Source organism: Micropruina sp., from assembly GCF_047606365.1.
Classification (GTDB): domain Bacteria; phylum Actinomycetota; class Actinomycetes; order Propionibacteriales; family Propionibacteriaceae; genus Micropruina.
The window spans coordinates 1-21,462 of record NZ_JASGEN010000149.1 but is presented as its reverse complement, the minus strand read 5'-3'; the positions used below and the strand labels follow the sequence as shown (position 1 = coordinate 21,462).

The following is a 21,462-nucleotide window of genomic DNA, read 5'->3' as shown; positions in this document are numbered from 1 at the left end:
GACGACCCGGAGCGCTGGGCGATCACCTACCGCGGCTACCGCCGCAAGTAGGGCCTGTGACCCAGCGCGGCGAGGCGATCGGGTTGCTGATCAACCCGATCGCCTCGCCGCGCTGGGTCACAGGCCGTACTTGCGGCGGTAGCCGCGGTAGGTGATCGCCCAGCGCTCCGGGTCGTCCAGATCGTCGTGACCGGCGTGGTGGATCGGCGTGTTGTACGGCGCCCCGGCAACCAGCTCCGGATTGTCCCGGGCCTCCTGCGCCACCGCGGCCAGCGTGTCGCAGTACTCGTCCAGCTCGGCCTGCGAATACGCCTCGGTCGGCTCCAGGGTGAACGGCTGCGGAACCACGAACGGGTGATGGCTCGACCAGTAGTGCATGCCGTAGTCGGCCATCCGGATGCCGACCTGGAAGGTGTCCACCCCGGTCTCTTCGTACAGCCCCTGCCAGGAGTACCGGACCTGCTCGATCCGCCGCTTCCCCGTGGCGTAGGGAGCGGACGCCCCCGGAATCGCCAGCACCCTGGACAGCACGTAGTTGTTGTTCAGCACCGCGATCTCGGCGACATCGCGCAGTCCCTCGGCGCCGAGCGCCCGGATCCACGCGTAGGAGCGGACCAGCACCGGCACCGTGCCGTGATGCGGCCCGATCTTGCCGATGGACTGCGGCCGGTCTTCGTCCAGCACGAACCGGACGCCGTCGCGGGCCGACTCGTCGTCCACCCGGTCGATCAGCGGATAGGGCAGGAACGGCACCAGCTTCTCGCTGACCGCGGACGCCCCGCCGCCCGGACCGCCACAGCCGTGCGGTGTCGAGAACGTCTTGTGCAGGTTGAAGTGGCACAGGTCGAAGCCGGCGTCCCGGGCCCGGGTGATGCCGAGGATGCCGTTGGCGTTGGCCTGGTCGTAGCAGGCCAGCGCGCCCACCTCGTGGACGGCGTCCACGAACTCGCGGATCCGTCCGTTGTAGATGCCGGTGTCCTCGGGGTTGGTGATCATCAGCGCCGCGGTCTGCGGGCCGATCGCGGCCTTCAGCGCGTCCAGATCGGGGTAGCCGTCGGCGTCGGGGTACAGCGTGATGACGTCGTAGCCGGCGGTCTTTGCCGCCGCCGCATTGGACGGGTGGCTGAAGATGGTGGTCACCACCTCGCGGCGCTGCTCGTCCTCGCCATTGGCCTTGTGGAATGCCCGGATCATCGCCACGTTCGCCCAGATCGCGCCCGAACCGCCGGAGGTCTGCATCGTCACCCGGGACATGCCCGAGACCTCGGCCAGCATCCGCTCTAGTTCCCAGATGATCTGCAGCACACCCTGGGCGGTGTCCGGATCCTGCGCCGGGTGCAGGTCACGCAGCAGCGGGGTGTTGACCAGCTGGTCGTTGACCTTGGGGGAGTACTTCATCGTGCAGGTGCCCTGCCCGATGTCGATGTTGAAGTCGGCGCCCAGATTCTCCTGAGAGAGCCGGACGAAGTGCCGCAGCACCCGCATCTGGGCCATCTCGGGCAGCTCCAGCGGCGACGTCCGGGCCAGGCCGGCGGGCAGCACCTCGTCCACGGTGCCGGTGGCGGCGACCACCTCCGGTTCGGGACGCGACACCAGGACGCCGCGCTCACCTTCGGCGGACAGCTCGAAGATCAGCGGCTCGTCCCAGCGGGCCTGGTGGAAGCGGCGGAGCGGCGGCTTGGGGGCCAGGGGCAGGCTCATGACAGGGTCTCCTCGATCACGGTGGACAGCCGATCGATGTCGGCCTGGCTATGCATTTCGGTGACGCAGACGGTCAGCTCGGACTCGCCGCGGACGATCCCGGGCTCGACGCCGCGGGCCTGGCAGCGAGCGACCAGCTCGGCCGCCGGGATCGGGGTGGTGATCACGAACTCGCGCAGGTGGAAGGCGTCGTCGGCCAGTTCGACACCGTCGATGGCGGCGAGCTTCTGCTGGGCGTAGCGGGTGCGCAGCGCCACCGTTTCGCCGAGGTCGCGCATGCCCAGGGGACCCATCAGTGCCAGGTAGACGCCGGCGGCGATGCCCCACAGCGCGGCAGCGGTGCCGACCCATTCCTTGCCCTCTTCACGGACGGCGAACGACGTCCGTTCGTAGGCGACGTCGCCGAACCCGATCTCGCCGGGGACGTCGGTGGTGGTCAGCCCGAACAGCCGGGATGGCAGCTCCATCACCAGCCGCGGATCGTCGGCGCAGGCCAGGTAGCCGGCGTGCGCGCCGCCGAACCACTGGCCCAGGCCGAGCGACTGGATGTCGCCGCAGGTGATGTCGGCACCCTGGGTGGCCGGCGGCTCGAGAATGCCGTAGACGACCGGATCGGTCCCCACCACCAGCAGCGCGCCGGCGCCATGGGCCAGTTCGGCCAGCCGCGGCAGCGCCTGCTCGACCGCACCGGTGGCGCTCGGGGTCTCCACCCAGATTGCCGCGACCTGGTCGTTAAGGGCCTCGGCCACCGCGTCCAGGTCGGCGACCGCGCCACGGGTCGGCAGCTGCTTCACCTCCATCGCCGCCACGAAGTCGGTGACCCGGCTCAGCTTGTCGGCGTCGGCGTCCGAGACCAGCAGCACGGTGCGCCGCCCGGTGATCCGGCCGCTCATCGCCAGCGCGGTCGAGGTGGCCTGGAACCCGTCGTAGGTCGGGATCGTCACCACGTCGGTCTGCAGCAGCTCACCCATCTCGGACGCGTACTCGAACAGCGCCTGGAACCGGCCGTGGTCCTCGTAGGGTTCGCCGGCGTAGGCGGTGAGGAACTCGCCACGGTTGATCACTTCGCCGACCACCGCGGGCACCGCGTGCGGGTAGGTGCCGCCGCCGAGGAAGGTGAGCCGGTCATCGGGGGAGGAGTTGCGGGCCAGCAGCCCGGCGACGTGGCGGCGCAGGTCCTCCTCGGCGACCAGCGCCGGCGGCAGGTTGAGCGGCCGATGCAATCGGAGATCGTCGGGTATGTCGGCGTAGAAGTCCTCGATCGAGTCCGCACCGGTCGCCGCCAGCATGGCGGCTTTGGCCGCCGGCGCGGTGTTGGGGATGTACGGGTGGACGCGCGGTTGGGTCATGTCATACCTCGATCGAATGGACGTGGTGCAGGGACGGGGTCGTGCTGGGCATCCGCAACACCGCCACCCCGAAGGGGGGCAACGTGATGCTCAGCCCGGAGGTTCGCCGGACGGGCGGGTCGCCGTCCGGTGCGAGCAGGACGTCGGCGTCGGCCGGCCCGCGGGCCTCTGCCGGCGTCGGTGCGTGATTGATCACGAAGACGTAGTCGGTGGCCCCGTCAGTGCGGGTGACCACCTCGACCCACGGGTTCGCCGACATCCGGACGTCGACCCCGGCCTCGGCGCACACCTGATGCAGCCACGGGGTCAGCGCATCCAGCGGCAGCCCGGCGCTGACGTAGTAGGCGGCACCCTTTCCGAGGCGCCGACAAGTGATCGCCGGCAGGTCGTGCAGCGGGCGTCCGTCGTAGTGGGCGACGACTTCGACGTCGTCGGACGGCTCGATCCACTCGGCCCAGAACCGGCCGACGGTGCGGGCCCCGGAGTCGAACTCGACGATCTGTTCGCCGGTCTCGAGCAGCGGCCACTGCTCGTCCACCTCGACGCCGAGCAGCTCCCGCAGTGGACCCGGAGGGCCACCGGCGTGCACCTGCTCGCACTCGTTCACCACGCCCGAGAAGGGCCCGACGACCAGCGTTCCGCCGGCCCGGACGAACGCCTCCAGCGCCTCGGCCTGGGCGTCGGAGGTGACGTAGAGCGTGGGTGCCACGACGACGGAGTACCGGGAGAGATCCGAGTCGGGCAGCGCGACCGAGTCGACGGCCAGGCCCAGCTGATGCAGCGCGGCGTGCTGCTGGTACGCCTCGGCATGCCAGGAGATCTCGGCGGGCAGCGAGGCGTCCGGACGCAATGCCCAGATGGTGTCCCAGTCGACCACCATCGCCACCGACGAGCGCACCCGGCTGCCGACCACCGGGGCCAGGGTGGCCAGATCGGCGGCCAACTGCGACGCTTCGGCGAAGCTCCGGCTGGCCTCGCCGCGGTGGCCCAGCACCGCCGAGTGGAACCGCTCCGGACCGGTGCGGGCGGCGCGCCACTGGAAGAACATGGCACCGTCCGAGCCGTGCGCGACGGCTTGCAGGGCATGGGCCCGCAGCTGGCCGGGCGCCTTCGGCACATTGACCGGACGCCAGCTGACCGCGCTGGGCGCCGACTCGATCAGCAACCAGGGCAGGCTCTTCAGCGACCGCATCAGGCCGTAGCTGAGCGCGATGTCGGTGTGGCTGGCGGCATTTCCGGGATCGGGGTAGGCGTCGTTGCTGACCAGGTCCTCGACGGCGGCGAACCGCCAGTAGTCGAGGTCGTGGAACAGCCCCATGAAGTTGGTGGTGCGCGGGACGCCGGGGGTCAGCTCGGCGAGAATGTCCAGCTCCAGGCGGAACAACTCCAGCACGTTGTCGGAGCAGAACCGCTCGAAGTCGAGCAGCCGGGCCGGGTTGTCCGGCCCGGGCGTCACCCGCGGCACCTCGATCTGTTCGACGTCGGTGTACACCTGCCCCCACACCTTGGTGCCCCAGGCCGCGTTGATGCCTGCCAGCGAGCCGTGCCGGCGCAGCAACCAGCGGCGGAAAGAAGCGGCGCAGACCTCGCACCAGCAGCGCGAGATGTGGTCGCCGTACTCGTTGGAGACGTGCCACAGCCGCAGCGCCGGATGGTCGCCGAACCGGGTCGCCAGCATCGTGGTGAGCGCCGCCACCCTGTCCCGGAACACCGGCGAACTCGGGCAGTACGACTGCCGCGATCCGAAATCGAGCCGGACGCCGTCCGCGCGCACCGGCAGCATCTCCGGGTGGGCCCGGACCAGCCAGGCCGGCGGGGTCGCCGTCCCGGTCGCCAGCGCGACGCCGATGCCGGCGGCGTCCAGGGCGTCCAGGATCTCGGCCAGCCAGTCGGTGCGGTATTCGCCCTCGGACGGCTCCAGTTGCGGCCAGGCGAACACCGGCAGGCTGAGCAGGTTCACCCCGAGCTGCTGCATCAGGGTGATGTCGTGCTGCCAGACCTCCCGGGGCCACTGGTCGGGGTTCCAGTCGCCGCCGAACGCCATCGCGGGAAGCGGCCAACGCTGCGGAACGGTCACTCCTTCACCGCCCCTCCGAGCAGGCCGGCCACGAACTGCTTCTGGAAGATCACGAAGATCAGCAGCATCGGCAGGGTGGTCAGCAGCGAACCGAGCATCAAACCTGAGTAGTCGACCCGGGAGAGCCCGACCATCGTGTTCAGGGCCACCGGAATCGTGTAGTTGGCTTCGGTGTTCAGCATCAGCAGCGGCCAGATGAACGCGTTCCACTGCGACATGAAGGTGTAGATCACCAGTGCCGCCAGCTGCGGCCGGGCCACCGGCAGGACGACCCGGAAGAAGATCCCGATGTCGCCGGAACCGTCGATCCGGGCCGCCTCGATCAGGGTGTCCGGGAAGCTCTCGAAGGCCTGCCGCATCAGGAAGATGCCGAAGGCGTTGGCCAGGAACGGCAGGATCACGGCTTGGAAGGTGTCGATCCAGCCCAGCGACGCCATGATCTGGAACAGCGGCACCAGCAGCACCTGCATCGGGATCATCATCGTGATCAGGATGAAGGTGAGCACCAGGCCGCGCCCGCGGAACCGGTACTTGGCCAGGGCGTACCCGCACATCGCCGAGACCGCGGCGGAGAACACCGTGTAGAGCACGGCGATGATCGCCGAGTTCAGGCAGACCTGCGCGAAGTTGGTGGTCTCTTGCAGCCGGACCAGGTTCGCCCACAGCTGGTCGCCGGGCAGGATCGGCGGCGGCGAGGCGAAGACGTCGGCGGTGGTGTGGGTGGCCGAGATCAGCATCCAGGCGAAGGGCAGGATCGACGCGACAGCACCGACCAGCAGGAAGAGATAGCCCAGAGCCTGGGCGAGTCCCGAAGTCTGCTTCTCCATCAGGCCTCCTTGTCGCGCATCAGCCAGTACTGGGCGATCGAGAAGATGCCGATCACCAGTACCAGCAGCCAGGCGATCGCCGAGGCGTAGCCGAAGTCGAACTGCCGGAAACCGACCCGGTAGAGGTAGAGCACCGGGGTCAGGGTGGCGTTGGATGGCCCGCCGCCGGTCAGGATGAAGTTCTCGTCGAACAGCTGCAGGGCGCCGATCGTCGAGGTGATCGAGGTGAAGATCAGCACCGGTCGCAGCTGGGGCACTACGACGTGCCGGAAGGTGCGCCAGCCGGTGGCGCCGTCCAGTGCCGCCGATTCGTACTGCTCCCTGGGAATGCCCTGCAGGCCGGCCAGCAGCAGGACCATGTTGTAGCCGGTCCAGCGCCAGGTGATCGAGCCGATGAGTGCCACCCGGGCCCAGAACGGATTGTTGAGCCAGTCGATGGGAGGAATGCCGACCACTCCGATCAGCTGGTTGATCACGCCGCCGTCGGCCTGCAGCATCACCCGGAAGACCAGCGAGTACGCCACCAGGGTGGTCACCGCCGGCAGGAAGTGGATCATCCGGAAGGTGGTCCGGAACTTCAGCCAGCTTTGGTTCAGCACCACCGCCAGCAGCAGCGCCAGGCCGATCATCAACGGCACCTGGAAGATCAGCAGGATGCCGGCGTTCATCAGGCTCAGCCAGACCAGGTCGTCACCGGCCAGCTTCTCGTAGTTGGCCAGGCCGCCGAAGCCGGCCACCCCGTCCTGGGTGACCTGGAAGCTCTGCATCAGCGAGGCGACCAGCGGGTAGGCGAAGAAGAATCCGAACAGCGCCACGGCGGGCGCCGCGAAGAACCAGCCGAACCGGGAGGTCCGGCGCTCCAGGGCCCCGGGACGGCGGCCCTGCCGCGGGGCGCCCGATCGGCGTCCCGCGGCTGTCGCGGCGGACATCTACCCGAGTTCCCGGTTGGTCTGCTTGGCGATGGTGGCCGCCGCGTCCTGCAGCGTGGCCTTGGCGTCCTTGCCGTTGAGGATCGCCTCGACGGTCGCGTTGGCGACGATCTCGGACGCCTTGGCGTAGTCACCGGTGTAGGAGATGGCCGGGATGGTGCTGGTCAGGTCGGCGAAGACGCGCATCGCGGGCTGCCCGCCGAAGTACGGATCGGGCTCGGAATAGACCGGGCTGGCCAGCGCCGGCAGGTAGGAGGGGAACAGGCCCTCGTCGGCCATCATGCTGTTCTGGTTGTCGGAGTTGAGCAGGGCGAACGCGGCGAAGTCGGCAGCCAGGGCGGGGTTCTTGGCCTGCGCCGGGATGGCCAGGTTCGAGCCGCCGTTGTTGGACGTCTTGGCCTCGCCCTCGGCGAAGGTCGGCAGCGGCTGGACGCGCCACTTGCCCTTCAGCTCCTTGGCCTCCGACGTCAGCGTGCCGGTCCACCAGACCGCGTTCGGGCTGAACGCCGACTTGCCGGCTTTGGCCGCCGACACCCGGGCGTCCCAGCCCTTGGTGTTGTTGATCAGGCCCTTCTGCTGCAGGCCCTGCAGGAAGGTCAGCACGGCGACGGCCTTGTCGTTGTCGAGGATCACCTTGCCGTTGGCGTCGAAGATGCCGGTGCCGCGCTGCTGCAGCAGCTGCAGGAACATCGCGCCGGTGGACAGGTCGGTGTCGAAGGCGGTCTTGCCGAGCTTGGCCTTGACCTGCTCGGCGGCCTTGGCGAAGGCGTCCCAGGTGGTCAGCGTGGCCGGGTCGATGCCGGCGTCGCTGAGATAGTCGGAGCGCAGGTAGAGCGCCATGGTGCCCGAATCCCACGGCATCGCCAGGATCTTGCCGTCCTTGCCGGTCGCCGCGGCGAGCTTGGACGGGTCGAGGTTCGCCTTCTCGGGTTCGACCCGGCTGGTCAGGTCGACGAAACCGTTGGGGAAGTTCTCCAGGAAGCCGGGCAGCCGATCGGTCTCCAGGGTGAGCAGATCCGGCAGCCCGGTGCCCGCCTGCAGCCCGACCGAGATCTTGTCGTAGGCGTTGTCGTAGCCGACGTCGACCACCTTGATGGTGGTGCCCTGGTGCGATTTCTCGTAGTCGGTGGCGAGCCGCTTCAGCGCGGTGGCGGCGACATCCCACGTCCAGACGGTGATCTCGCCGGTGACTGGGCCGGTGGAGTTCTCCAGGGTGGGGGCCGCCTTCGGTGCGGGCGCGCCGCCCATGGCGCATCCGGTGAGCGCGAGAGCGGACGCCAAAACGCCCGTGATCAGTGTGCGAAGTTTCATGACGTCCCCTCTGACGTGGATTTTGTATACCGTACACCGAGCACGAGCAGCGCATCAAGACCTTCGCGGGGTGCTCGATGCCCGCCGATCGGGGTGCTGGACCTGGGCTGAGCGGCAGTGCACGATGTGCAATATTGATGACGGCCGGCCCAATGCCGGTGTCCCGAAACCCCAAGCTGGAGCGACCATGGTGATCAAACGGCGCTCATTGCGCGCACAGATCCGCGAGGAGCTCCTGCGACGACTCCGGGACGGCTCGATCGAGGCCGGAGCCGGCATCAACGAGGCCGAACTGGCCAACGAACTGGGGGTGTCCCGGACGCCGCTGCGCGAGGCGCTGATCGGCCTGGAGACCGAGGGTTACATCGAGTCCGAGATCGGCAAGGGCTTCCGGTTCGCCGTCCTGGGCAGCGCGGAGTTCGAGGAACTCGCGCCGGTGATCGCCGCGCTGGAGTGCCTGGCGATCGAGCTGACCCCGGCGGCGCGGCTCGCCGAACTCGGCGTCCAGCTCGTCACGCTGGCCGAGGACTTCCCGGAGTCGGTGGCGACGCACCGCGAGATCATCGAGCGCGACGAGCAGTGGCACGACCTGCTGACCAGCGCCTGCCCGAACGGACGGCTGCTCTCGCTGCTGGCCTCGATCAAGGGTGCGGTGCACCGCTACGAGTTCGAGATGGTGCCCTCCGACGCGCTGATCGAACGGGTGGCCGCGGAGCATCTGGAGATCGCTACCGCCCTGGTGGCCGGTGAGCTGCCGCGGGCCCAGGCCGCGCTGCGGCTGAACTGGATCAACGGGACGGCCCGGCTGATCAACCATTCCCAGCGCTGAGGCTCCCCGCGCTGAGCCGGACGGCGAGGTCGACGTAAATCGCCGCCGTCCAGCCGAAGAACGGCACGGCACTGCGTGACGGGGCCCCGGTCTCGGCGTCGAAATACTCGTAGGGGCCGCCGGCCTCGACCAGCCGCATGCTGCTCGCCTCCACCTGCGCCGCGAGGTCGGCGAAGCCGTTGGCCCGCAACCCGGTGGCGAGCAGCAGGTTGGTGTTGAGCCACACCGGGCCGCGCCACAGCCGTCCGGAGGAGTAGGCCGGCTCGCGCCGGGACACCGTCGCCACCGCGACCGGTCCGCCGAACTGGGTCGGGTCGGCGAGCGCCGCGGCCAGCTCGGCTGCGCGGGCGGGGGAGAGATCCCGGCGTTCGCCGGGATGACGATTACCGGGTCCGGGATGACGGTGGTCGGGCTCGGGGTGGTGGTGGTCGAGCTCGGGGTGGCGGTGGTCGGGCCCGGTGTGACGGTGGTCGGGACCGGTGTGACGGTGGTCGGCTTTCCCGGCGAAGAGTGCGAGCAGGTCGATCACGGTCGCGGCGCCGGTGCGGCCGGAGAGCCATTGCGCGGTCCGTGCCCGGCGGCCGGGATCCGCCGCCTCCGGACGCAGTCGCTGCAGCACCTGGTCGGCGGTGATCAGGTAGGCGGCCAGGTCGGGGGTCGGGCCGGCGAGGGTGTCGAAGGTGGGTGAGTCGTCCAATCCCGACGAGTACGGATGCAGATAGCAGGGCTGCGAATCCCGGACGCTGTCGCGGTACCACCAGTCGTGATTGGCCCGTGCCCGGTCGATCATCTCGGCGAGGAAGGCCTTGTCGGGTGCCACCGCGTGCAGCTGGTCGACGGTCCAGAGCAGCAGCGGTGGCTTGGTCAGCGGCACCTCTGCACCGAGATAACTGGAGCCCTGTTCCTCCAGCCGCCGCTGGTCCGCGGCCGGCAGGTCGCGTCCGTTGGCCAGCACTCCGGTGTCGTGGACGACGTCCGGCAGTTGGCCGTCCGCGTCCTGCGGCCCGGTGACCAGGCGCACCTGGTCGCGGGCCAGTTCGGGATGGCCGTGCCGCAATCCGAGCGCGATGAAGTAGGCGTCCCACTGCCAGGCGCCGACATAGCCGAACAGCGACGGCACCACCGCCAGCCGCTCCGGATGCGACCGCAGCCGCACTGTGTTCAGCCCCAGCGTGCGCCAGCACAGCCGAGTCGTCGCGGCGAAGCGTTCGTCGACCACCGGGCAACGGGCGTCCCAGTCGGCCCAGCCGGCGGCCTGGGCCGCGGCGGCCTCGACGTGCCGGCGCAACTCCACCGGGCCGGAGCCGCCGCTGAGGTGCCAGCGCCAGGCGTCCGCTCCCGGATCCGCCCGCCGAGCCTGGCCGTCTGGGTCGCGCCAGGTCAGCGTCCCGGTCGCCGCGACGCTGACCCCGGTGTCGTCGACGGCGACCTCCGGCGGGCCGTCGCCCCGCAGCCCGGTGAAGAGCACCGACTCGGCCAGTGGCCGCTCGTACTCGGCGGCGTACGCGGTGAGACCGTCGGCGTCGGTGACGACGAAAACCCGCGAACCGATCGCCGAGAGCGGCAGCGTGGCCGGAGTCGGCGCCGTCATTTGCCGCCGAGCCCCGAGGACGCCATCGAGTTCAGGATCTGCCGCTGGGCGACGATGAACACGAGCAGCATCGGAATGGTGGACAGCGCGGACGCCGCCATGATCAGCCCGTAGTTCACCCCCGCGTACTGGCCCTGGAACTGCGACAGCAGCAGCGGCACGGTGAACAGCTCAGGGCTGTTCAGCAGCACCAGCGGCAGCAGGAAGTTGTTCCAGGCGTCCAGGGCGGTGATGATCGCCAGAGCGCTCAGCCCGGGCCGCAGATTGGGCAGGATCACCGAGAAGAAGATGCGCAGCCGGCCGCAGCCGTCGATCAGCGCCGCCTCTTCGAGTTCGATCGGCAACGACAAGATGAACTGGCGCATCAGGAACACCGCGAACGGGTTGACCAGCATCGCCGGCACGATCAGCGACAGATGCGAATCGACCCAGCCCAGGGTGCTCATCACCACATAGGTCGGGATCAGGGTGACCTGCTTGGGGATCATCTGGGTGGCCAGGAAGATCACGAACAGGACGCCGGAGCCGCGGAACTTGATCCGGGCGAAGGCGTAGCCCGCCATGGCCGAGGTGATCAGCGTGCCGACCACGCTGAGCACCGCGATGTAGGCCGAGTTCCAGTACGCCAGCGGGAACGCCACCGCGTTCCAGCTGTTGATGTAGTTGTCCCAGGTGAACGGATCGGGCAGCAGCGACAGCGGTGCGTTGAGCAGCTGACCGAGGGTCTTCACCGAGGTGAGCACCATCCAGATGAACGGGAAGACCATGGCCAACGCGGCGATGATCAGCCCGGCGTGCATGACGATCGGGCCCCAGCGGAGGCTGGAGCGGCGCGACATCGTGGCCTCAGAGGTCATAATTCACCAGCTTCTTCTGGGCGGCCAGTTGGATCATGGTGACCACCAGGGTGATCAGCAGCAGGATCACCGAGGCCGCACTGGCCACGCCGAACTTCGCCGACCGATAGCCCACGTCGTAGATGTGGTAGACCATCGTCCGGGTCGCGTTGTCGGGGCCGGCGTCGTTGGTCAGCACGTAGACGATGTCGAAGGTCTGGAAGGACGAGATCACCGCGACGATCGTCGAGTAGAAGATGATCGGGCTGATCAGCGGCATCTTGATCCGGAAGAACTGGCTGACCGGGCTCGCGCCGTCGACGGTGGCGGCCTCCAGCACGCTGGGCGGAATGTTCTTCAAGCCGGCCAGGAAGATCACCACGTTGAGGCCCATCGACGACCAGATCGCCACCATGCAGACCGCGATCAGGGCCAGCCGCGGATCGCCCAGCCAGTCGGGCGGCGTGATGCCGAACACTGTGGCCAGGAATTCGCTGATCATGCCGTCGGCGCGCAGCATCTGCTGCCAGATCATCGCCACGGCGATCGACGAGGTGACCACCGGGGCGAAGAACATCACCATGTAGATGGACCGGGTCTTCAGCTTCTCGAGCAGCGTGGCCACCACGATCGAAGCCCCCAGGCCCACCGGCACGGTGATCAGGGCGATGACGAAGGTGTTCACGATCGAGCGCAGGAAGACCGGATCGGTGAGCTGGTCGGTGTAGTTGCTCATGCCGATCCAGCGGATCGGGCCCAGGCCCGACCACTTGGCGAAGGACAGCGCGAAGGTGAGTGCGAACGGGATCAGGACGAAGACGATCATGCCGATCGTCTGCGGTGCGACGAAGAACCAGCCCCACCAGCGGTCGCGGCGCCGCCACGAAGGCGGGCGTCGGCGGGCCTGAGACAAGCCCGCCGACTGTGCGGTCACGTTACTTCGCCTTCGCGATCAGATCGGCGACGCCGTCCAGGGTCTCCTGTGCGGTCGCCTTGCCCTGGTACAGCGGCAGGAACTCCTTCTCGGCGATGTCGGTCGACAGGCCGGGCACCCGGGCCTCGGCGGCGTAGTTCACGAAGCCGCGGTCGCGCATGTCGAGGAAGGTCTGCGCGTGCTCGGGGTAGCCGTCCAGGACGACGTCGTCGGCACCCTTGATCGACGGGACGGCGTTGCCGCCGCCGGCCAGCCGGATCTTCTGGCCCTCGGCGCTCAGGTACTCCGACCAGAACAGCTTGGCGGCGTCCGGCACCTTGGTGGCCGCGTTGATCGCCAGGTATGAGGCGGCCAGGCCGGTCGACGGCGGGGTGCCGTCCGGGCTCGGCCAGTCGACGATGTCGTAGTTCTCAGGCTTGCCGGCCTCTTTCAGGGTGCCGATCGTGTAGCGGCCCTGGGCGAAGAACCCGGCCTTGTGGCTGATGAACACCGAGTCGGCGCCCGCGCCCTGCGGCAGGGTGTCGGCGACCACGAAGGTCTTGTCCTGGAACAGCTTGCCGAGCTGGTCGACCGCCGCCACCGACTTCGGATCGGTGTTGGCGACGAAGTTGTCGCCGTCATAGGCCTTGCCGCCCTGGCTGGAGATCCAGCCGTAGTGGGTGGCCCAGTAGTTCCAGAACATGGTGCCGGTCTTGCCCTTGGCCTTGAGCTTGGCGTTCATCGCCAGGAAGGTGTCGGTGGTCCACTTGCCGGCGGCGGCCAGGGTGGCGGGATCGTCGGTGATCCCGGCGTCCTTCAGCGCGGTCTTGTCGTACCACAGGGCGTCGGGGTTGACGTCGTTGGGGGCGGCGAAGATGCCGTCGTCGTTCGTCGCGGCGCCGAAGGTGGCCGGGTTGAAGGCGTCGTAGGGGGCGACGGCGTTCGGGGCCTTGAGCACGTCGGTGACGTTCAGCAGCGCGCCCGAGTCGACGAACTGGCCGATCTTGTCGTCGCCGACGTAGAAGACGTCGGGGGCGGTCTTGGAGGTGAGCTGGGCGAGCAGCTTGGCGTGGTAGTCGGAGTAGGAGGGCACCGACTGCAGCTTGACGGTGATGTTGGGGTGCTTCTCCATGAACTTCTTGTTGAAGTCCTCGTAGCGCTTCAGCTCCGAGGGTGAGCCCCAGGTCGACCAGACCACGGTCGCCGGGGCGGTCGTGTCTCCCGAACTGGGGGCCGGCTGTTGCCCGCTGCTACCGCTACAGCCGCTCAGCATCAATGCCCCAGCCGCTGCCGCGGCGAGGATCGTGGACCGTTTCGAGGTCATCTGTGTGCTCCAATCGCCGTCGATTTGGTACAGGGTATTTTGTATACTGTAGATCGCGCAAGAGTTTGGGGGCACAGCTCTCGATTTGGGCGCCCCGCCGTCCTGCACTAGACTCAGCTGTCGGTCACCTGTGTCTCAGGTGCGTCCACGTTCAGATTGGGAGCAATGGCGAAAAAGGAAGGTGCCCTCGAGCTCGAGGGCCAGGTCGTCGAAGCACTGCCGAACGCGATGTTCCGGGTGGAACTCGCGAACGGCCATCGCGTGCTGGCCACGATCAGCGGCAAGATGCGGCAGCACTACATCCGTATTCTCCCGGCCGACCGAGTCGTCGTCGAGTTGTCTCCCTACGACCTGACCCGTGGCCGCATCGTCTACCGGCACAAGTGATCCGCACGACATCATCCACCACCGGTTCCGGCCGTTGATCCCCGAGCCTTTGTGTCCGGGGACAGTTCTGTCCGGAGCGACGAGTCAGAAAGTTGCTCGATGAAGGTTCAGCCGAGCGTCAAGAAGATCTGCGACAAGTGCAAGGTCATTCGCCGGCACGGTCGCGTGATGGTGATCTGCGACAACCCGCGGCACAAGCAGCGCCAGGGCTGACCTGGTCTGCGCCGTAACGGGCCGCAGCACCGGACGGCGCGCCGTCCACCGCCCTCGTCACCTGATGACGGGGCGGGCCAACAGAACAACGTGATCGCACCAGCCGGAGCAATCCAGCTGCCACCCCCGGTCGGAGGCCGGGGCCCACGCCGAGGCGGCGAGGGGACGCATCACGCCAGACACCTCCGCGGACCGGGCCGACGCCCCGTCCGGAACTGAAAGGAAACGCCTCATGGCACGCCTCATCGGGGTCGATCTGCCGCGCGAGAAGCGCCTCGAGATCGCCCTCACCTACATCTTCGGCATCGGCCGTACCCGAGCCGCCGAAACCCTGGCCGCCACTGGTCTCAGTGGCGACATCCGTGTCCACCAGCTGACCGACGAGCAGCTCGTTGCGCTTCGCGATCACATCGAGGCGAACTACGAGACCGAGGGCGACCTGCGCCGCACCGTCGCCGCCGACATCCGGCGCAAGATCGAGATCGGCTCCTACCAGGGCCGCCGCCACCGCATGGGCCTGCCGGTTCGCGGTCAGCGCACCCGGACGAACGCCCGCACCCGCAAGGGCAAGAAGAAGGCCGTCGCCGGGAAGAAGAAGACCCGCTGACGCGGCGTCTCACACGAGATACCAGGAGTACTGAGAACACATGGCTACTGCAGGCCGCACCAAGGCTCAGGCAGCTTCCAAGACGAAGCTGCGTCGCAAAGAGAAGAAGAACGTCACCGCCGGCCAGGCGCACATCAAGTCGACGTTCAACAACACCATCATCACCATCACCGACCCGACCGGTGCGGTGATCTCGTGGGCCTCCGCCGGCACCGTCGGCTTCAAGGGCTCGCGCAAGTCGACCCCGTTCGCCGCCCAGATGGCCGCCGAGGCCGCGGGTCGCCGCGCCATGGAGCACGGCATGAAGCGCGTGGACGTGTTCGTCAAGGGTCCGGGCTCCGGCCGCGAGACCGCCATCCGTTCGCTGGGCGCCGTCGGCTTGGAGATCGGCCCGATCTCCGATGTCACCCCGGTGCCGCACAACGGCTGCCGTCCGCCCAAGCGCCGTCGCGTCTGAGCCCGAGCAGAGAGAAGGACACCAACAATGGCCCGTTACACCGGACCCATCACCAAGAAGTCGCGTCGGCTCGGCACCGACCTGGTCGGCAACGACAAGTCGTTCGAGCGCCGCGCCTACCCGCCCGGCGTCCACGGCCGCGGCCGGACCAAGGAGAGCGAGTACCTGCTGCAGCTCCGCGAGAAGCAGAAGGCCCGCTACGCCTACGGCGTGCTCGAGAAGCAGTTCCGCCGCTACTACGAGGAAGCCAACCGGCTGGCCGGCAAGACCGGTGACAACCTGCTGATCATCCTCGAGTCGCGCCTCGACAACGTCGTGTACCGCTCCGGCCTGGCCAACACCCGCCGGCAGGCCCGCCAGCTGGTCGTCCACGGCCACTTCCTGGTCAACGGCAAGAAGGTCAACATCCCGTCCTACCGGGTGAGCGCCTACGACATCATCGATATCGCGCCGAAGTCGCTGAACTCGCTGCCGTTCGTCATCGCCCGCGAGACCCACCACGAGCGTTCCGTTCCGGGCTGGCTCACCGTGCGGCCGAACAAGGGCCGCATCCTGGTGCACCAGCTGCCGGTCCGCGACCAGATCACCATCGACGTTCAGGAACAGCTGATCGTCGAGCTCTACTCCAAGTAAGACCACTCGGGGACGCCGGTACGCCGGCGTCCCCGAAGCCCGCCCGGGACCGACTCGGGCGGTCACGCCAGCACTGCCGTCATATAGCGGTCGGCAGGAAAGGAAACACAACTCCATGCTCATCGCACAGCGTCCGACCCTGACCGAAGAGGTCATCGACGACCACCGCTCCCGCTTCGTCGTGGAGCCCCTGGAGCCCGGTGTGGGCTACACCCTCGGCAACTCGCTGCGCCGCACGCTGCTGTCGTCCATCCCGGGCGCCGCCGTGACCAGCATCAAGCTCGAGGGCGTCCAGCACGAGTTCTCCACCATCGAGGGAGTCGTCGAGGACGTCACCGAGGTCATCTTGAACCTCAAGGGCCTGGTGCTCTCCTCCGAAGAGGACGAGCCGGTCGTCATGTACCTGCGCAAGGCCGGCCCCGGTGAGGTCACCGCCGCCGACATCGCGCCGCCGGCCGGGGTCGAGATCCACAACCCCGAGTTGCATATCGCCACCCTGAACGACACCGGCAAGGTCGAGATGGAGCTGGTCGTCGAGCGTGGCCGCGGCTACGTGTCGGCCGCCCAGAACAAGAACCTGGACGCCGAGATCGGCCGGGTCCCGGTCGACTCGCTGTACAGCCCGGTGCTGAAGGTCACCTACAAGGTGGAGGCTACCCGCGTCGAGCAGCGCACCGACTTCAACCGGCTCACCCTGGACGTCGAGACCAAGCCGTCGACCACCCCGCGCGACGCCGTGGCGTCGGCCGGCAAGACCCTGGTCGAGCTGTTCGGGCTGGCCCGCGAGCTGAACGTGGACGCCGAGGGCGTCGAGATCGGCCCGTCGCCGGTCGACGAGCAGCTGGCTGCCGACCTGGCGCTGCCCGTGGAGGAGCTGAAGCTCACCATGCGCAGCTACAACTGCCTCAAGCGCGAGGGCATCCACACCGTCTCCGAGCTGGTGTCGCGGTCCGAGCAGGATCTGCTCGACATCCGCAACTTCGGTTCGAAGTCCATCGAAGAGGTGAAGCTGCGGCTGCACGAGATGGGCCTGTCCCTGAAGGACAGCTCGCCCGGCTTCGACCCGCTGGCCGCTCTCAACCGTTACAACGACGACGCCGACTTCGGCGACGAGTACTGATCCGCGAATAGGAGAAACCCGAAATGCCCAAGCCAACCAAGGGCCCCCGGTTCGGGGGCTCGCCGGCCCACCAGCGGATCATCCTGGCCAACCTCGCCAGCCAGCTCTTCGAGCACGGCAAGATCACCACGACCGAGGCCAAGGCCAAGCGGGTCCAGCCGCTGGCCGAGCGGCTGATCGCCAAGGCCAAGCGCGGTGACCTGCACAACCGTCGCCAGGTGCTGACCACCATCACCGACAAGGGCGTGGTGCACGTCCTGTTCACCGAGATCGCCCCGAAGCTGGCCGATCGCGACGGTGGCTACACCCGGATCACCAAGATCGGCCCGCGCAAGGGCGACAACGCCCCGATGGCCGTGATCGAGATCATCACCGAGTCGGTCGAGGAGTCCCGGAAGAACAAGGCGAAGGCCAAGCCGGCCGCCGCCGCTCCGGCCAAGAAGGCCGACAAGCCCAAGAAGGCTGAGAAGGCTCCGAAGCGGGCCATCGTCGAGGAGGAGTCGGCCGCGTCCGCGCCGTCCGCTCCTTCGCCCGAGTCGGCTCCGTCCGCGGAGTCCGCTCCGTCGGCGCCGTCCGCCGATGAGGCTGCCAAGGCCTGAGTGCCGTCCGCTCGCTGCCCGGTCCCGGAAGGGGCCGGGCAGCGTTGCGTTGGGTGCGGGGTCGACGTCAGCGTCTAGCGTGAATCGAATGCAGATGTCGTCGTGGAGGGATCTCGGATGACCGACTCGAAGGTGACGCCGGCGACCGTCGTGCTGCTCGGGGACGGCAGCGCCGACCTGGATTCGCTGGTGGAACTGATCGGCGAAGAGGCGCCCTGTCATCGCTATCGCGGTGGGTCGCCTGCGATCGACGACGACGTCGCCGGTCTTGATCGACAACGCGAACAGTGGGGGCTGGCGCGGCTGGTGCTGATCAGCCACGGTGCCGACGGCGGCGCGCTGGCGTTGGCCTACGCCGCCGCCCATCCCGAGCGGGTGAGCGTGATCGGTCAGCTGAGCGGCGCCGGCATCGGCGAGAACGCTGCCACGGACGGCACCCGGTACTATGCGGACGCCGACCTGATCGGCTGGGCGGCCGGCACCCAGTGCCCGGTCTACCTGGTCCATGGCACGGCCGACCCGCGTCCGGTGGACGGGGTGCTGCGGTTGGCCGACCGGATCCCGATCGCCCGCAAGCGGATCGTGATGGACGCCGGGGACCGGCCCTGGCTCGACCAGCCGGACGCGGTGCGCGAGTTGCTGGCCGAGATCATCGGCAGATGACGGGCTACGGCAGCGCCACCTGGACGATGTGCGGGCGTTCTCCGCGGCGGACGAAGCGGCCGCGTCCGGGCGGGAAACGCTCGGGGTAGACCCGGGGCAGGATCTGGCCCTCGCTGCGCTCGCCGGACATCAGCAGCAGCGAACCGCCGGTGTCCCGGGTGACCTGCAGCACCCGGTCGTACATCGCCCGGGACGCGCCGGCGACCGGGCGGGTGATGATCAGGTGCAGCTTCAGGTCGCGGGCGCTGGGCAGGTGGGCCAGCAGCGGTCCGAGCGGGTCGGTGCCGCCGGCGCTGACGATGTCGTAGTCGTCGACCAGCACCACGATCCGCGGGGAACGGGCCAGTTCCTCGGCCGAGCGCCCGGGGCGCTGCTCCAGTTCACCGGCGATGGACGCCGCCAGCGCGCGGGCCTGCTGGGCCGTCCGGGCATGTGCGGCCAGGTACTCGTCGGCGATGACCGACGGCACATGGCCGCGGGTGTCGATCACCGCGATGGCCAGTTCGTCGGCGGTGAACCGCTCCATCAGCCCGGCCGCCACGGTGCGCAGCAGTGAACTCTTGCCGCATTTGGCGTCGCCGAGCACCAAAAGATGCTGGTCGGCGCCGGTGAAGTCCCAGAGTGCGGCCTCCATGGTGTCCTGGCGCAGGCCGAGCGGGACGGCGTCCGGCTCGTCGAAGCGGTCCGGCAGCTCGCTGGGGGAGAGCTCCAGCGGCAGCAGCCGGATCGGTGCGGCGGCCGGCCCGTTCCACGACCGGGCGGCTTGCGCGGCCAGCTGCTGCAGCTCGTCGGCGATCTCGGTGTCCGGCACTTCGTCCAGTACCGGCAGTGCGATCTGGGCCAGGTTCTTGTCGGTGAGCAGGGCCCGTCCGGGGGTGTCGGCGGGCAGCACTGCCGACAGCTTGCGGTCGATCCCCGAGTCGGCGGGATCGTTCAGCCGCAGCTCGATCCGGTTGCCGAACAGCGCCTGGTGGGCCAGCCGCAGCTCGCTGAACCGGGTCAGGGTCAGCACCAGGTGAATGCCGTAGCTGGACGCCCGTTGCATGATGTCGACGAACAGCTCCTCCAGTTCTTCGAAGTCGCTGCGCAGCGCGCCGAAGCCGTCCACCAGCAGCACGATGTCGGCCGCCGGCAGTTCCGGGACCCGGCCCTGGGCGTGCAGCGTCCGCAGCTCGACCAGCGAGTCGATGCCACGGTCGGCGAACACAGCCTCACGCTGGGCCAGCATCACCGACAGTTCCTCCAGCAGCCGGCGCAGCTTGTCCCGGTTGCCGCGGGTGACCACGCCGCCGACGTGCGGGAAGTCCTCCAGCCGCTGCAGCCCGCCGCCGGTCAGGTCCATGCCGTAGATCGCCACCTGGCGCGGGGTGTGGGTCAGGCAGGTCGACACCGCGAGGGTGCGCAGCAGGGTGGACCGCCCCGACTGCGGTGCGCCGACGATCACCAGGTGCCCGCCGGCCCGGGTCAGGTCGAGCCTCAGCGGCGCCTGCGCCTGCTTGGTGGGGTCGTCGGTCAGCCCGACCACCACCTGCAGCGGCGGCGGTGTGGCGCCACCGATCAGCGACCCCAGCGCGAGTCGTTCCGGCAGCGGCGGCAGCCACACCGGCCGGGTCAGCCGGTCGTCGTCGCGCAACTCGGCGACCGAGGCCTCGACGAACGTCACCCCGGTGTCCGGACGGCGCAGCTCCAGCGGCCGGTCCGGCTCGTCGGCGTCCGCCTTCACCCCGTTGTAGACGGGCACCAGCAACGGTCGCGGCCGGACGTCGGCGACCGGCGCCCGCACCACCTGCGCGGACGGCCCGGAGACGTAGCCGGAGCGGAACCGGGTGTAGACGGTGGTGTCCACCTTCAGGTAGCCGTAGCCGGGCAGCGCGGGCAGGTGGAAGGCGTCCGGGGTGTTCAGCACCACCTGCGATTCGGCGTCGCTGAACGTCCGCAACCCCAGCCGGTAGGACAGGTAGGTGTCCAGGCCACGCAGCTTGCCGCCCTCGATCCGCTGGCTGGACAGCAGCAGGTGGACGCCGATGGAACGGCCGATCCGGCCGATCTGCAGGAACAGGTCGATGAACTCCGGCTCGGCGGTGAGCAGCTCGCCGAACTCGTCGATCACCACGAACAGGTGCGGCATCGGCGGCAGGTCGGGGCGCTCGTCGGCGCGCAGCTGCCGGTAGTGGGTGATGGACGGCGACGAGCCGGCGTCCTTGAGCAGCTGCTGGCGGCGGACCACCTCGCCGGCGATGGACGCCCGGGCGCGGGTGGTCAGCTGCGGGTCGTCGGCCAGGTTGTCGATCAGCCCGGCCAGGTGCGGCAGGCCGGCGAACGGGGCGAACGCGGCGCCACCTTTGTAGTCGACCAGGATCATGCTGAGGTCTTCGGGCGGATGCGCCATCGCCAGGGACAGGATCAGCGTTCGCAGCATCTCGGACTTGCCCGACCCGGTGGCCCCGATGCAGATGCCGTGCGGGCCCATGCCGAACTGGGCGCTCTCCTTGAGGTCGAGCTGGACGGGGTTGCCGTGGTCGTCCAGGCCGAACGGCACCCGCAGGAAGTCGGCCGGGACGCGCGGACGCCACAGCCGCTCCACGTCGATCTGGTCGGGGCTCTCGACACCGAGCAGGGCCTCGAGTTCCATCACCGCTTCGCCGGAGTCGTCCTGTCGTCCGGCGATCCGGGACAGCCGCAACGCGGCCAGGCCGCGGGCCAGTCCGCTGAAACCTGGCTCGCTGAGCGCGTCCGGGGTGAAGGTGACGGTGGTCGCGGCCGACGTTCCCGGGGCGACCTCGAGCGTCGCGGAGTCCTCGCCGAGGGTGATCCGGGCATCGACGTCGTCGGGTTCGTCGAGCCGGTCGGCCAGCAGATGCAGCAGGGTGACGCCCAGTTCGGCCGCGCTCTGTCCGCCCGGCACCCCGGACGCCTGCGCGCCGTGCTCGTCGGCGACCACCAGGAGGCGCGGCGGGGCCGAGCCGGTGGTGCCGGTGCGCCGCGAGGTGTGGGCCTGCTGCAGCCGGTCGGTCAGGGTCTGGCCGAGCACCTGGCCCAGCGCCGCCATCGACTCGGCGACCCGGCGGGCGGGCACCGGACCGTCGAACAGCTCGG

The 21,462-nt window shown here is 68.9% G+C and carries 20 protein-coding genes; 9 read left to right on the top strand and 11 right to left on the bottom strand.

The window, feature by feature from the left end; all coding sequences use genetic code 11:
- Positions 1–117: 117 nt before the first annotated feature.
- The 6 genes from gcvPB to QM624_RS17100 are packed head-to-tail and all read right to left on the bottom strand — an operon-like array spanning position 118 to position 8,194.
- The gene (gene gcvPB / locus QM624_RS17125) at positions 118–1,701 is read right to left on the bottom strand and encodes an aminomethyl-transferring glycine dehydrogenase subunit GcvPB (protein ID WP_415094020.1); all 1,584 of its coding nucleotides are present in this window, start codon (positions 1,699–1,701) and stop codon (positions 118–120) included.
- The gene (gcvPA, locus tag QM624_RS17120) at positions 1,698–3,050 is read right to left on the bottom strand and encodes an aminomethyl-transferring glycine dehydrogenase subunit GcvPA (RefSeq protein ID WP_415094018.1); all 1,353 of its coding nucleotides are present in this window, start codon (positions 3,048–3,050) and stop codon (positions 1,698–1,700) included. The genes gcvPB and gcvPA overlap by 4 nt, the downstream gene beginning before the upstream one ends.
- 1 nt (position 3,051) lies before the next feature.
- Positions 3,052–5,127, bottom strand: coding sequence for a beta-galactosidase (locus QM624_RS17115; RefSeq protein ID WP_415094016.1), 2,076 nt, complete (start codon positions 5,125–5,127; stop codon positions 3,052–3,054).
- A complete protein-coding gene (locus tag QM624_RS17110) occupies positions 5,124–5,954 on the bottom strand; it encodes a carbohydrate ABC transporter permease (RefSeq protein WP_298131278.1) in 831 nt (276 codons plus the stop codon). The genes QM624_RS17115 and QM624_RS17110 overlap by 4 nt, the downstream gene beginning before the upstream one ends.
- Complete coding sequence (locus tag QM624_RS17105; protein WP_415094013.1) at positions 5,954–6,883, bottom strand: carbohydrate ABC transporter permease; 930 nt, start codon at positions 6,881–6,883, stop codon at positions 5,954–5,956. The genes QM624_RS17110 and QM624_RS17105 overlap by 1 nt, the downstream gene beginning before the upstream one ends.
- Positions 6,884–8,194 (bottom strand): ABC transporter substrate-binding protein, encoded by a 1,311-nt coding sequence (locus QM624_RS17100; RefSeq protein ID WP_415094011.1) that lies wholly within the window; start codon positions 8,192–8,194, stop codon positions 6,884–6,886.
- Positions 8,195–8,381: 187 nt separating this feature from the next.
- Between QM624_RS17100 and QM624_RS17095 the strand changes: the two genes are divergently transcribed.
- Positions 8,382–9,023, top strand: coding sequence for a GntR family transcriptional regulator (locus tag QM624_RS17095; protein ID WP_415094009.1), 642 nt, complete (start codon positions 8,382–8,384; stop codon positions 9,021–9,023).
- Here the strand turns inward: QM624_RS17095 and QM624_RS17090 are convergent.
- The 4 genes from QM624_RS17090 to QM624_RS17075 are packed head-to-tail and all read right to left on the bottom strand — an operon-like array spanning position 9,004 to position 13,687.
- A complete protein-coding gene (locus QM624_RS17090; protein ID WP_415094007.1) occupies positions 9,004–10,614 on the bottom strand; it encodes an MGH1-like glycoside hydrolase domain-containing protein in 1,611 nt (536 codons plus the stop codon). The two genes, QM624_RS17095 and QM624_RS17090, sit on opposite strands and share 20 nt — an antisense overlap.
- Entirely contained in the window at positions 10,611–11,471 is an 861-nt protein-coding gene (locus tag QM624_RS17085) for a carbohydrate ABC transporter permease (protein ID WP_415094005.1), read from the bottom strand. Before QM624_RS17085 ends, QM624_RS17090 begins: the two co-directional genes overlap by 4 nt.
- On the bottom strand, positions 11,461–12,384 hold the full coding sequence (locus tag QM624_RS17080; RefSeq protein WP_415094003.1) for a carbohydrate ABC transporter permease: 924 nt from the start codon (positions 12,382–12,384) through the stop codon (positions 11,461–11,463). Before QM624_RS17080 ends, QM624_RS17085 begins: the two co-directional genes overlap by 11 nt.
- A 1-nt stretch (position 12,385) precedes the next feature.
- Positions 12,386–13,687 carry an ABC transporter substrate-binding protein gene (locus QM624_RS17075; RefSeq protein ID WP_415094001.1) on the bottom strand — a complete coding sequence of 434 codons (1,302 nt, stop codon included), beginning with the start codon at positions 13,685–13,687 and terminating at the stop codon, positions 12,386–12,388.
- A 165-nt stretch (positions 13,688–13,852) separates the two neighbouring features.
- On the opposite strand from QM624_RS17075, the gene infA reads away from it, so the two are divergent.
- The 8 genes from infA (at position 13,853) to QM624_RS17035 (ending at position 18,366) form a co-directional block, all read left to right on the top strand.
- The gene (infA, locus tag QM624_RS17070; protein WP_298131262.1) at positions 13,853–14,074 is read left to right on the top strand and encodes a translation initiation factor IF-1; all 222 of its coding nucleotides are present in this window, start codon (positions 13,853–13,855) and stop codon (positions 14,072–14,074) included.
- Between the two features lie 99 nt (positions 14,075–14,173).
- Positions 14,174–14,287, top strand: a complete 114-nt coding sequence (gene rpmJ / locus QM624_RS17065; protein WP_002514836.1) for a 50S ribosomal protein L36 — start codon at positions 14,174–14,176, stop codon at positions 14,285–14,287.
- 232 nt (positions 14,288–14,519) lie between these two features.
- Positions 14,520–14,894, top strand: coding sequence for a 30S ribosomal protein S13 (rpsM, locus tag QM624_RS17060; RefSeq protein WP_298131259.1), 375 nt, complete (start codon positions 14,520–14,522; stop codon positions 14,892–14,894).
- Between the two features lie 40 nt (positions 14,895–14,934).
- Entirely contained in the window at positions 14,935–15,351 is a 417-nt protein-coding gene (gene rpsK / locus QM624_RS17055) for a 30S ribosomal protein S11 (RefSeq protein ID WP_415085041.1), read from the top strand.
- A gap of 27 nt (positions 15,352–15,378) precedes the next feature.
- Entirely contained in the window at positions 15,379–15,984 is a 606-nt protein-coding gene (gene rpsD / locus QM624_RS17050) for a 30S ribosomal protein S4 (protein ID WP_415093998.1), read from the top strand.
- 115 nt (positions 15,985–16,099) lie between these two features.
- Positions 16,100–17,104, top strand: coding sequence for a DNA-directed RNA polymerase subunit alpha (locus QM624_RS17045; protein ID WP_415093996.1), 1,005 nt, complete (start codon positions 16,100–16,102; stop codon positions 17,102–17,104).
- A 23-nt stretch (positions 17,105–17,127) separates the two neighbouring features.
- Positions 17,128–17,703 (top strand): 50S ribosomal protein L17, encoded by a 576-nt coding sequence (gene rplQ, locus QM624_RS17040; RefSeq protein WP_415093994.1) that lies wholly within the window; start codon positions 17,128–17,130, stop codon positions 17,701–17,703.
- Positions 17,704–17,820: 117 nt separating this feature from the next.
- Positions 17,821–18,366 carry an alpha/beta fold hydrolase gene (locus QM624_RS17035; RefSeq protein ID WP_415093992.1) on the top strand — a complete coding sequence of 182 codons (546 nt, stop codon included), beginning with the start codon at positions 17,821–17,823 and terminating at the stop codon, positions 18,364–18,366.
- Between the two features lie 4 nt (positions 18,367–18,370).
- Here the strand turns inward: QM624_RS17035 and eccCb are convergent.
- On the bottom strand, positions 18,371–21,462 hold a 3,092-nt coding region (eccCb, locus tag QM624_RS17030; RefSeq protein ID WP_415093990.1), incomplete at its 5' end, for a type VII secretion protein EccCb.

Excerpts from the sequence above, each read along its gene's own strand:
- QM624_RS17035 (WP_415093992.1), top strand. The coding sequence starts at position 17,821 with ATGACCGACTCGAAGGTGACGCCGGCGACCGTCGTGCTGCTCGGGGAC.
- rplQ (WP_415093994.1), top strand. The coding sequence starts at position 17,128 with ATGCCCAAGCCAACCAAGGGCCCCCGGTTCGGGGGCTCGCCGGCCCAC.
- rpsD (WP_415093998.1), top strand. The coding sequence starts at position 15,379 with ATGGCCCGTTACACCGGACCCATCACCAAGAAGTCGCGTCGGCTCGGC.
- gcvPA (WP_415094018.1), bottom strand. The coding sequence starts at position 3,050 with ATGACCCAACCGCGCGTCCACCCGTACATCCCCAACACCGCGCCGGCG.
- QM624_RS17045 (WP_415093996.1), top strand. The coding sequence starts at position 16,100 with ATGCTCATCGCACAGCGTCCGACCCTGACCGAAGAGGTCATCGACGAC.
- QM624_RS17095 (WP_415094009.1), top strand. The coding sequence starts at position 8,382 with ATGGTGATCAAACGGCGCTCATTGCGCGCACAGATCCGCGAGGAGCTC.
- QM624_RS17090 (WP_415094007.1), bottom strand. The coding sequence starts at position 10,614 with ATGACGGCGCCGACTCCGGCCACGCTGCCGCTCTCGGCGATCGGTTCG.
- rpsK (WP_415085041.1), top strand. The coding sequence starts at position 14,935 with ATGGCTACTGCAGGCCGCACCAAGGCTCAGGCAGCTTCCAAGACGAAG.
- infA (WP_298131262.1), top strand. The coding sequence starts at position 13,853 with ATGGCGAAAAAGGAAGGTGCCCTCGAGCTCGAGGGCCAGGTCGTCGAA.
- gcvPB (WP_415094020.1), bottom strand. The coding sequence starts at position 1,701 with ATGAGCCTGCCCCTGGCCCCCAAGCCGCCGCTCCGCCGCTTCCACCAG.
- rpmJ (WP_002514836.1), top strand. The coding sequence starts at position 14,174 with ATGAAGGTTCAGCCGAGCGTCAAGAAGATCTGCGACAAGTGCAAGGTC.
- QM624_RS17100 (WP_415094011.1), bottom strand. The coding sequence starts at position 8,194 with ATGAAACTTCGCACACTGATCACGGGCGTTTTGGCGTCCGCTCTCGCG.
- rpsM (WP_298131259.1), top strand. The coding sequence starts at position 14,520 with ATGGCACGCCTCATCGGGGTCGATCTGCCGCGCGAGAAGCGCCTCGAG.
- QM624_RS17105 (WP_415094013.1), bottom strand. The coding sequence starts at position 6,883 with ATGTCCGCCGCGACAGCCGCGGGACGCCGATCGGGCGCCCCGCGGCAG.
- QM624_RS17085 (WP_415094005.1), bottom strand. The coding sequence starts at position 11,471 with ATGACCTCTGAGGCCACGATGTCGCGCCGCTCCAGCCTCCGCTGGGGC.
- QM624_RS17075 (WP_415094001.1), bottom strand. The coding sequence starts at position 13,687 with ATGACCTCGAAACGGTCCACGATCCTCGCCGCGGCAGCGGCTGGGGCA.
- QM624_RS17110 (WP_298131278.1), bottom strand. The coding sequence starts at position 5,954 with ATGGAGAAGCAGACTTCGGGACTCGCCCAGGCTCTGGGCTATCTCTTC.